Below are 10340 nucleotides of genomic sequence, written 5' to 3' on the forward strand. Positions count from 1 at the left end.
CGGGCATCCCTCGGACCGCGAGCACGACCCCGACCCGACCCCGACCGCGACCGGATCCCGGGCCGGGCGGGTGATTCCGGCGGGCCGTTGCGAGGGGCCGGACCGGGGCCCGCGGAACGCCGACTACGGTCGATCTTGATCGGTCCTGCCGGACCGGCGCGGCACCCGAGCACACCACGAGGACGGGCAAACCATGAGCCTGAGCATCCGCAACCGGATCCCCGGCACCGTCACCGCCGTCACCGCGGACGAGGCCATGGCGACGGTGAAGGTCCGGCTGGACGGCGGCCAGCACATCACCGCCGCGGTCACCGCCGGGGCCGTGAAGGACCTCGGCATCGCCCCCGGCACGCCGGTGAAGGCGCTGGTCAAGGCCACCGAGGTGGCCCTGGCCACCGGCCGTGTGGAGGGCATCTCCATCCGGAACCAGCTCGCCGGGACCGTCGGGGCCATCGCCGTCGGCGGCGCAGTGGCCTCGGTCCAGGTGGACGTGGAGGGCGGCGGCCTGACCGCCGTGATCACCAACGAGGCGGTGGAGGCGCTCGGTCTCGCCCCCGGCTCCCCCGTCGTCGCCCTGATCAAGTCGACGGAGATCCTGCTCTCCGCCACCTGACCCCCGCTCCCGGGGGAGCGCGCCGAACCACACGTCGGTCACGGCGCCGACGTACCGCGCCCCGCACGGTCGGACGGCGCCACCGGCTGCGCTCCCGCCGCCTCGAGGTCCGCCCGTCGAGGCAGGTCGCCGGCAGCAGCAGACTGCCGCCGAAGTCCCCGTCGAGCACGCCCACGACAAGTTGCATCCTCTGCCGGACGACGTCCCGGGTGAGGGCAGTTCCGTGAACCGCACGCCCGTATCGTCCCGCGGCGCGTTCGCGGAGGCCGGCGCCACCGGGATGAAGGGGGCAGTGGACCTCGATCGAGCACGTGGACGGGAGACCGAAACCTCATGGGAACGCAGACCCGCGCTCGCGGTACTCGTCCAGGGCCACCTCGACCGGCCGGCAGGCCGACCCTCCCGGACCGCGTCCGTCGTGCGCACCCACGAAACCACAGGTCGACAGCACCGCCTCGCAGTAGCGATGTCCGGGGCTCAGGCGTAGAGGGGCCGCGACGTGTACGGTCAGTGGACCTGGCGGGCGAAGGCCGCGTAGGCCGCCTCGTCGAAGAGGACGAAGCGGGCCTCTTCCACCGCGGTGGCGGTCGCGCGGACGGTTTCCACTGCGATGCGGGCGCCGTCGTCGATGGGCCAGCCGTAGATGCCGGTGGAGATGGCCGGGAAGGCCACCGTGCAGGCGCCCAGCTCGTCCGCGACGCGCAGCGACTCGCGGTAGCAGGAGGCGAGCAGCTCGGAGCGGTCCTCGGTGGCGGACCAGACCGGGCCCACCGTGTGGATCACCCACCGGGCACGGAGGCGGCCCGCGGTCGTGGCCACGGCCCGACCCGTCGGGAGGCCCTTGCCGTAGTGGGAGGCACGCAGGGCGCGGCAGGCCTCCAGGATCTCCGGGCCGCCGCGCCGGTGGATGGCCCCGTCCACTCCCCCGCCGCCCAGCAGGGAGGAGTTTGCGGCGTTGACCAGGGCGTCCGCCTGCTCGGCGGTGATGTCGCCCCGGACGAGGGTGATGCGGACCATCAGGAGGCCTTTCGCAGGTGCCGCCAGACCGCCTTGGCCGCGTTGTGGCCGGACATGCCGTGCACACCGGGGCCGGGCGGGGTGGCGGAGGAGCAGAGGAAGACGGCGGGGCGGGAGGTCGTGTACGGGGACAGGGACGGTTTGGGGCGCAGCAGCAGCTGGAGCCCGGAGGCCGCGCCGCAGGCGATGTCCCCGCCGATGTAGTTGGGGTTGCGGGCGGCGAGCTGCGGCGGGCCGGCCGTGGCGCGGGCGAGCACGAGGTCCCGGAAGCCCGGGGCGAAGCGTTCGACTTGGCGTTCGACGGCGTCGGTGAGGTCGCCGTTCCAGCCCGCGGGGACGTGCCCGTAGGCCCAGAAGACGTGTTTGCCCTCGGGCGCCCGGCCCGGATCGGCAAGGCTCGGCTGAGCAGTGATCAGGAACGGGGTGCGGGGGACGCGGCCGCCGGAGGCGAGCTGGAGGGCGGCGTCGATGTCTCGGGCGCGCGGCCCGATCTGGACGGTGCCGGCCCGGCGCGGGGCCTCGGCGGTCCACGGCACCGGCCCGGACAGCGCATAGTCGATCTTGAAGACGGAGGCGCCGTACCGGTAGCCGTCGTACGCGTGCCCCAGCCCGGCGATGCGGGCCAGCGCGGTGGGCGAGGTGTCGAAGACGTAGGCGCGGGCCGGCGGGAGGTCGTCCAGGCGCTTGACCTCGAAGTCCGTGTGGATGCTGCCGCCGAGGTCGACGAGGTAGGCGGCCAGGGCGTCGGAGATCGACTGGGAGCCGCCGCGTGCCATGGGCCAGCCGCCCGCGTGTGCGGCCAGGGCGAAGACGAGGCCGACGGCGCCGGTGGCGATGCCGTCCAGCGGTGCGATGACGTGGGCGACGAGCCCCGCGAACAGGGCCTTGGCCCGCTCGTCCCGGAACCGCCGCAACAGCCAGGTGGACGGCGGCATTCCGGCCAGCCCGAAGCGGGCCAGGGTGACCGGGTCGCGGGGCAGGGCTGTGCCGGGCAGGGACATGAAGTCCCGGGACAGGGTGTCCCATCGGCCGAGGAACGGCGCGACCAGCCGCCGGTAGGCGCCCGCGTCACGCGGCCCGAAGGAGGCGGCGGTCTCGGCTACGGAGCGGGAGAGCACGGCGGCCGTGCCGTCGTCGAAGGGGTGCGCCATCGGCAGCGGGGCGTGCACCCACTCCAGCCCGTACCGCTTCAGCGGCATCGCGGCGAACGCCGGGGAGCCGGCGCCCAGCGGGTGGACCGCCGAGCAGGGGTCGTGCCGGAAGCCGGGGAGGGTGAGCTCCTCGGTCCGGGCCCCGCCTCCCACGGCGTCCGCGGCTTCGAAGACGGCCACGGAGAAGCCGCGCCGGGCCAGTTCGACGGCGGCGGTCAGCCCGTTGGGCCCCGCCCCCACCACGACCGCATCGAGAATCGACGGCACTGTGCGACTCCTTCGTCCGGTGGCTGCCACCGCCCAGGATATTCGGCCCGCCTCCGCGGGCCCCCGGTACGGCCGCGGCAGCCCCGGGGTTCGTCGGATCGGGACGCCGGCCGGGCGGTGACCGGGGCCCGGGTCAGGCGCCGCGGAGCAGCTCGCGGATGCGTCCGGCCGTGGCCTCGTCGCGGCCCACGGCGAAGGGCAGCTCGTTGTCCCGGTCGATGCGGAAGGGCTCCCCGGCGACGGTGCTCTGCGCCCCGCCGGCCTCCGCGACCAGCAGCAGCCCGGCCGCGTGGTCCCAGGCCGAGGGCCAGGTGAAGGCGAGGCCGTCCATCTCGCCGCGGGCCACCTTCAGGTACTCCAGGCCGGCCGAGCCGCAGGGGCGGGCGGCGACGCCGGGCACGTCCAGGCGGGACAGGACCCGCTTGTCGCCGTCGGTGGTGTACAGCGGGTGCGCGATGGCGACGCGCAGCTCGGCGCCCGGCTCGGGGGAACCGCAGCGCAGGCGCTCCTCCCCCAGGTACGCGCCCTGCCCGCGCACGGCGGTGGCCATCTCGTCCAGCGCCGGGGCGAAGGTCCAGGAGGCGAGGATCTCCCCGCGGTGGGCGAGCGCGACCAGGGTGCAGAAGTTCGGGTCGCCGGAGACGAACTGCCGGGTGCCGTCGACCGGGTCCACGATCCAGACCGGGGCGTCGCCGCGCAGCGCCCCGTACACGGTCGGGTCGGCGTGCACGGCCTCCTCGCCGACGACGGCGGAGCCGGGCAGCAGCCGGGTGAGGGAGACCGTGAGGTGCTCCTCGGCCCTGCGGTCGGCGACGGTCACCAGATCGTGCGGGCCGCTCTTCTCGTCCACCTCGTGGTCGGCGAGCTGCCGGAACCTCGGCATGATCTCGGCGGCGGCCGCCTTGCGGACGGCTTCCTCGACGGCGGACAGGTCACGGGCCAGGAACTCTTCGATCATGCCCCCATCACATCACGCCCGGCCCGCGATCCCCACCGCATTCCCGGAAGGGAGGCCGTCCCCCCTCCTTGGCGTCGTGCACGTCGTGGAGGCCGGGGCCTTCGGTCCGTGCGCCCGAGCCGCGGGTTGATCAGCCATCCCCGAGATCCGCGTCCAGGCCCACGCCCTGGCCGCGGAGCTCCTCGCCCCCGAGTGCGCCGGACGGCGGCGCGGAAGTCCCGTCCTTCACATGTCCCCGCCTCCCGGGCCGGGCGTGCACAACGGTCCGCCCAACGGCTCCGCCTCCACCCCGACCGACCCGGCGGAACACCGATCGGCTTTCGACGCACCGGCATGACGGCTGCCCGCTGCGGGGAAGCCGCCAGGCCTTGCCCGTCTACGGCCGCCCGTTGAGCTCGGGGATGACGTGCTGCCCGTAGGCGTCGATGGTGGCCTCCTTCGCGTCGTGCATGTCGTAGACGGCGAACTGGTCGACGCCCAGGGCCCGCAGCGCCCGCAGCTTCTCGACGTGCGTCTCGGGCGGGCCCAGCAGGCAGAAGCGGTCGACGATCTCGTCGGGGACGAAGTCGGTGGACGGGTTCCCGGCGCGGCCGTGGTGGCTGTAGTCGTAGCCCTGGCGGGCCTTGATGTACTCGGTGAGTTCCTCAGGGACCATGGTGGAGTGTTCGCCGTAGCGGGAGACGAGGTCGGCCACGTGGTTGCCGACCATGCCGCCGAACCAGCGGCACTGGTCCCGCGCGTGGGCCAGGGCCTCGGCCGAGGCGTCGGCCGTGACGTACGCGGGGGCCGCCACGCAGATGGTGATCGCGTCCGGGTCCCGGCCCGCCGTGGCGGCGGCCTCGCGGACCGCATGGACCATCCACTCGGTGAGGTAGGGGTCGGCGAGCTGGAGGATGAACCCATCGGCCTTCTGCCCGGCCAGGGCCAGCGCCTTCGGCCCGTACGCGGCCATCCAGACGGGCAGTTTCCCGTCCTTGATCCACGGGATGCGCAGCGGTTTGCCGTCGACCTCGGCCTCGCGGCCCTCGGCGAGGTCGCGGATGACCTCGATGGCCTCGCCGAGCCGGGCCAGGGTGTTGGGCTTGCGGCCGGCCACCCGCATCGCGGAGTCGCCGCGGCCGATCCCGCAGACGGTGCGGTTGCCGTACATGTCGTTGAGGGTGGCGAAGGTGGAGGCGGTCACCTCCCAGGTCCGGGTGCCCGGGTTGGTCACCATCGGGCCGATGTGGAGCTTCTGCGTGTTGGCGAGGATCTGGCTGTAGATCACGAACGGCTCCTGCCACAGCACGGCGGAGTCGAACGTCCAGCCGTAGCGGAAGCCGTTGCGTTCGGCCCGCTTCATCAGGCTGATCACCTGGGAGGCGGGCGGGTCGGTCTGCAGGACGAGCCCGAAGTCCATGCGGCGCTCCTTGCTGGGGAGTACGGGCGCCGGGGCGTGCGGGCCCCGGCGCCCCCTAGAGGTACTGGCAGGTGGAACGGTGAACGAAGGCCCCGTGGCCGGCGCTGCCCGTGTACTCGCGCCGGTCGATGACCAGTTCGCCGCGCGAGAGAACGGTGTCGACGCGGCCGGTGATCCGCTTGCCCTCGTACGCCGAGTAGTCCACGTTCATGTGGTGCGTCTCGGCGGAGATGACCTGCTCGGCGTGCGGATCGTAGAGGACGATGTCGGCGTCGGAACCCGGCGCGATCGTGCCCTTCTGCGGGTGGAGGCCGAACATCCGGGCGGGGGCGGTGCAGGCGATCTCGATCCACCGGCGGCGGCTGATGTGGCCGTCCACCACCGCCTGGTGGAGGAGGTCCATGCGGTTCTCCACCCCCGGCAGGCCGTTCGGGATCTTGGAGAAGTCCCCGCGGCCCATCTCTTTCTGTCCTCGGAAGCAGAAGGGGCAGTGGTCGGTGGAGACCACCTGGAGGTCGTCGGTGCGCAGGCCGCGCCAGAGGGCGGCCTGGTGCTCCTTGGGACGCAGGGGGGTGGAGCAGACGTACTTCGCGCCCTCGAAGTCCGGCTCGGCGAGGTTGTCGGTGGACAGGAAGAGGTACTGCGGGCAGGTCTCGCCGAAGACCGGTAGACCCTTGTCCCGGGCGGCGGCCAGCTCCGCGACGGCCTCCTGCGCGGAGACGTGGACGACGTACAGCGGCGCGCCGGCCACCCGGGCCAGCTGGATGGCCCGGTGGGTGGCCTCCGCTTCCAGGAGCACCTTGCGGACCTCGCCGTGGTGGCGCGGGTCGGTCTCCCCGCGCGCCAGCGCCTGCTCGATCAGCACGTCGATGGCGATGCCGTTCTCGGCGTGCATCATGATCAGCCCGCCGTTGCCTGAGGCCCGCTGCATCGCGCGCAGGATCTGGCCGTCATCCGAATAGAAGACCCCCGGATATGCCATGAACAATTTGAACGAGCTCACGCCTTCCTCGACGAGCCCGTCCATTTCCTTGAGCGTGCGCTCGTTGACGTCCGACACGATCATGTGAAATGCGTAGTCGATCGCGCATCTGCCATCGGCCTTGCCGTACCAGGCGTCCAGGCCGGCCCGCAGGGACTGCCCCCGGGACTGTACGGCGAAATCGATGATGGTCGTCGTACCGCCCCAGGCGGCGGCTCGCGTGCCTGTCTCGAACGTGTCCGACGCGAAGGTGCCGCCGAACGGCAGCTCCATGTGCGTGTGCGCGTCGACCCCACCCGGGATCACATACTTCCGGGAGGCATCGATGACGCGATCGGCAGTCCAGTCCTGGCTGCCCGTGGTCGCCATCGCCACGACGCGGCCATCCTCGATCAGAACGTCCGCGTGCAGCTCTTCGGCAGCGGTGATCACGAGGCCACCGGTGATGAGGGTTCTGGCCATACCTGGGAAATCCCTTCGCGTCGGAATGCCGTGCGTCGTTCACCACGTGGCGGCCGTACCGACCGCAGCGCCGAGGCGCCGAGTCGATTGACGTCCGAGAGGTCGTGTGGAAGCCGTTGCCGACGATGGTGGCGGTGGTGCCCCGGCCGGCGGCCCGGGTCCCGGTCTCGAAGGTGTCCGAGGCGAAGGTGCCGCCGAAGGGCAGCTCCCTGCGGGTGGGGGCGTCGACCCCGCCGGGGACGGCGTACGTCCTGCTCGCGTCGGCGGCCGTGATGACGGGGCCGCCGAGGACCGGGGTGCGGATGGACATGTGGGGCGCCTCCCGGCTACACGGTGCTGCGCAGGGCCCGTTCGATGATCTCGGCGCCCTCTTCCGCCTCTGCGACGGTGAGGGAGAGCGGCGGCGCGATGCGCAGCACGCTGGTGTTGTACCCGCCGCCCTTGCCGAGCAGCAGGCCGCCTTCGCGGGCGGCCTCCAGGACGGCGGAGGCCGCCTCCGGGTCCGCCTCGTCGGTGCCGGGCCGGGTCAGCTCCACCCCGGCCATCAGGCCCCGGCCGCGTACCTCCCGTACGGCGGGCACGGTGGCGGCGATGGCGCGCAGCCGCTCCAGGAGCAGGCCGCCGACGCGGCGGGCGTTGCCCTGGAGGTCGTGCTCCAGCAGGTAGCCGAGGTTGGCGAGGCCGGCGGCCATGGTGACCGGGGAGCCGCCGAAGGTGGAGATGGAGTTGGCGTCGAGGCAGTTCATGATGTCGGCGCGGGCTACGACGCCGCCGATCGACATGCCGTTGCCGATGCCCTTGGCGAAGGTGAGCATGTCCGGCGGACCGCTGCGGGCGTGTGCCTGCCAGCCCCAGAAGTGATCGCCGGTACGGCCCCAGCCGGTTTGGACCTCGTCGCTGATCCAGAGGATGCCGTGCCGGTCCAGCACCTCGCGGAAGGCCGCGTACAGGCCGTCGGGCGGGGAGGTGAAGCCGCCGACGCCTTGGATCGGCTCGGCGATCAGGGCGGCGACGGAGCCGCGCGCCTGGCCGAGCACGTCCTCCAGGTCGGCGACGGCCGCAGCGGTGAACGCCTCGTCGGAGAGCTCGGCGAAGGGGCCGCGGGTGCGGACCGCGCCGTGGACGTAGTACGTCTGCAGCGGCGAGAGGCTCGTCGGGGACCAGCCGCGGTTGCCGGTGACGGAGACGGTGGAGAAGGACCGGCCGTGGTAGCTGTTGCGCATCGCCAGGACCTGGTTGGAGCGGCGGTACGCGGTCGCCAGCAGCAGGGCGGCGTCGTTGGCCTCGGTGCCGGAGGTGGTGAAGAAGACCCGCGCGTCGGGGATGCCGGACACGGCGGCGATCCGCTCGGCCAGCTCGACCATCGGGCGGTTGAGGTACAGCGTGGACGAGTGGAGGAGCCGCCCGGCCTGCTCGGTGACGGCCTTGGTGACCTCGGGCAGGGCGTGCGCGGTCATCGTGGTGAGGATGCCGCCGAAGAAGTCGAGGTAGCGGTTGCCGTCGGCGTCCCAGACGTGGCGGCCCTCGCCGTGGGTGAGCTCGATGGGGCGGTCGTAGTAGAGCGCGAGCCAGTCGGGCAGGACGGAGCGGTGGCGGCTGAGCAGGGGAATCGGGTCGGTCACGGCTGTACGAGCCCTCCGTAGGCGTCGGGGCGGCGGTCGCGGTAGAACGCCCATTGGGTGCGGACCTCTTCGATGAGGCCGAAGTCCAGGTCGCGGACGAGGAGTTCCTCCTCCTTGTCGCCGGCCGTCTCGCCGACGAACTGCCCGCGCGGGTCGACGAAGTAGCTGGTGCCGTAGAAGTCGTTGTCGCCGTACTCCTCCCGGCCGACCCGGTTGATGGCGGCGATGAAGTACTCGTTGGCGACGGCCGCGGCGGGCTGCTCCAGCTGCCACAGGTGGGCGGACAGGCCGCGGTGGGTGGCGGACGGGTTGTACACCAGCTTCGCGCCGGCCAGGCCCAGGGCCCGCCAGCCCTCGGGGAAGTGCCGGTCGTAGCAGATGTAGACGCCGACCTTGCCGACGGCGGTGTCGAAGACGGGCCAGCCGAGGTTGCCGGGGCGGAAGTAGTACTTCTCCCAGAAGCCCTTGACCTGCGGGATGTGGTGCTTGCGGTACTTGCCGAGGTAGCTGCCGTCGGCGTCGATGACGGCGGCGGTGTTGTAGTGGAAGCCGGAGTCCTCGATCTCGAAGACCGGCACGACGATCACCATGCCGGTCTCGCGGGCGAGTTCCTGCATCCGGCGGACGGTCGGCCCGTCGGGGACCGGCTCGGCCCAGCGGTAGTGCTCGGGCTCCTGGACCTGGCAGAAGTAGGGGGCGTTGAACACCTCCTGGAAGCCGATGATCCGCGCGCCCTCGGCGGCCGCTCTGCGGGCGTGCTCCTCGTGTTTGGCGATCATCGACTCGGTGTCTCCGGTCCAGGTGGCCTGGACGAGTGCGGCGCGGACGACTTGGGCCATGAGCTGCTCCTCGCGACGGGAACGCCGACTTCTACGCACGTAGACGGTGTGCGTAGGGACTAGAACGTAGGCCTCGTCACACCGCGGGGCAAGACCGCCTTGCCCGGATGGCGCAGTCGGTCGGATTGGGTCGAAATCCGATCGCCTTCAATCGCCTTGAATCGCTTTCGAGGGTCCGGTGTTCAGAAAGCGAGGAGTTTCCCGACGCGCAGAGCGTGTACGAGGTCGCGGTGGCGCCCGGCGGAAACGGCCTCCGCGGCCCTGAGCAGGCGCGGGACGAACCACTGCGGGTCCCGGCGGGCGAGGCGGGCCGCCTCCTCGGCGGTGCGGACCCGGACGAAGGCGCCGAGCAGCGCGTCGCCCTCGCCGAGGCGGCCCGCCTCCGCCAGCGCCAGGGCCGCCTCGGCGATCTCGGCGGCAGGCCGGGAGACGCCCTGGCGCAGCAGCGCCTCGCAGTCGGCGTGCCGGCCCGCCGCCCCCAGGGCCGCGGCCACCGCGGCGAGCCGCTCGGGCGGGAGCGAGGCCGCCTCCCACAGCAGGGTGGCCCAGTCGGCGGCCAGCCCGGCACGGGCCAGCTCGGCGGCGAGCTCCGGCAGCAGTCCGGGCGGCCATGCCGCGGCCTCGCACAGCAGCACGTGCGCCTCGCCACTGCGCCCCTGGGCCCGCAGCGTGATCAGCTCGGCCACCGTCCCCCGCACCCCCCGGTCTCCCCGTTCCCCGGGCACCTCCGGCCCGACATCCCGGGTCTCCGGCCCCGGCTCCGGCCCCGGCTCCGGCTCCGGCCGCCCGCCCGACCGCGGACCGACTGCGGACCCGGTTTCCTGCGGCTGCGATTCCAGGTCACCGAAGCGGGCACCGCGCGGCAGGGCGGCGTGGGAATCGGTTTCCTGCGGCTGCGGTTCGAAGTTGCCGAAGCGGGGCCCACGGGGCGGGCCCGCCGCGGGACCGGCGTCCCGCGCCTCGGGCTGCGCGTCCGGCTGCGGCTGCGTCTCCGGGTGGGGCTGGTGCTGGTGCTGGGGCTGGGGCTGGG

At 72.9% G+C, this 10340-nt stretch carries 9 protein-coding genes and 1 pseudogene; 1 reads left to right on the top strand and 9 read right to left on the bottom strand.

Translation table 11 applies throughout. The features are described 5' to 3' along the window. Nucleotides 1-193: 193 nt before the first annotated feature. Entirely contained in the window at nucleotides 194-613 is a 420-nt protein-coding gene (locus HYE82_RS28400; protein ID WP_179177032.1) for a molybdopterin-binding protein, read from the top strand. Between the two features lie 507 nt (nucleotides 614-1120). Here the strand turns inward: HYE82_RS28400 and HYE82_RS28405 are convergent. The 9 genes and pseudogenes from HYE82_RS28405 to HYE82_RS28440 form a co-directional block, all read right to left on the bottom strand. Then, complete coding sequence (locus HYE82_RS28405) at nucleotides 1121-1630, bottom strand: O-acetyl-ADP-ribose deacetylase (RefSeq protein ID WP_179177033.1); 510 nt, start codon at nucleotides 1628-1630, stop codon at nucleotides 1121-1123. Further along, entirely contained in the window at nucleotides 1630-3048 is a 1419-nt protein-coding gene (locus HYE82_RS28410; RefSeq protein WP_179177034.1) for an NAD(P)/FAD-dependent oxidoreductase, read from the bottom strand. The genes HYE82_RS28405 and HYE82_RS28410 overlap by 1 nt, the downstream gene beginning before the upstream one ends. Before the next feature lie 133 nt (nucleotides 3049-3181). Further along, the gene (locus tag HYE82_RS28415; RefSeq protein ID WP_179177035.1) at nucleotides 3182-4006 is read right to left on the bottom strand and encodes an inositol monophosphatase; all 825 of its coding nucleotides are present in this window, start codon (nucleotides 4004-4006) and stop codon (nucleotides 3182-3184) included. 376 nt (nucleotides 4007-4382) lie between these two features. After that, complete coding sequence (locus tag HYE82_RS28420; protein WP_179177036.1) at nucleotides 4383-5405, bottom strand: TIGR03842 family LLM class F420-dependent oxidoreductase; 1023 nt, start codon at nucleotides 5403-5405, stop codon at nucleotides 4383-4385. Between the two features lie 55 nt (nucleotides 5406-5460). Continuing rightward, the gene (gene hydA, locus HYE82_RS28425) at nucleotides 5461-6849 is read right to left on the bottom strand and encodes a dihydropyrimidinase (RefSeq protein WP_179177037.1); all 1389 of its coding nucleotides are present in this window, start codon (nucleotides 6847-6849) and stop codon (nucleotides 5461-5463) included. A gap of 121 nt (nucleotides 6850-6970) precedes the next feature. Further along, nucleotides 6971-7159: pseudogene (locus HYE82_RS38515) on the bottom strand (dihydropyrimidinase); the annotation flags it as partial. 16 nt (nucleotides 7160-7175) lie between these two features. Then, nucleotides 7176-8471, bottom strand: coding sequence for an aspartate aminotransferase family protein (locus HYE82_RS28430; RefSeq protein WP_179177038.1), 1296 nt, complete (start codon nucleotides 8469-8471; stop codon nucleotides 7176-7178). Continuing rightward, nucleotides 8468-9310 (bottom strand): nitrilase-related carbon-nitrogen hydrolase, encoded by an 843-nt coding sequence (locus tag HYE82_RS28435; protein WP_179177039.1) that lies wholly within the window; start codon nucleotides 9308-9310, stop codon nucleotides 8468-8470. The genes HYE82_RS28430 and HYE82_RS28435 overlap by 4 nt, the downstream gene beginning before the upstream one ends. Nucleotides 9311-9492: 182 nt before the next feature. Then, nucleotides 9493-10008: a hypothetical protein gene (locus HYE82_RS28440; RefSeq protein WP_179177040.1), complete on the bottom strand. Its 516-nt coding sequence runs from the start codon at nucleotides 10006-10008 to the stop codon at nucleotides 9493-9495. Nucleotides 10009-10340: the final 332 nt, after the last annotated feature.

The sequence above is a fragment of the Streptomyces sp. BR123 genome (genome assembly GCF_013401435.1).
Classification (GTDB): Bacteria; Actinomycetota; Actinomycetes; order Streptomycetales; family Streptomycetaceae; genus Streptomyces.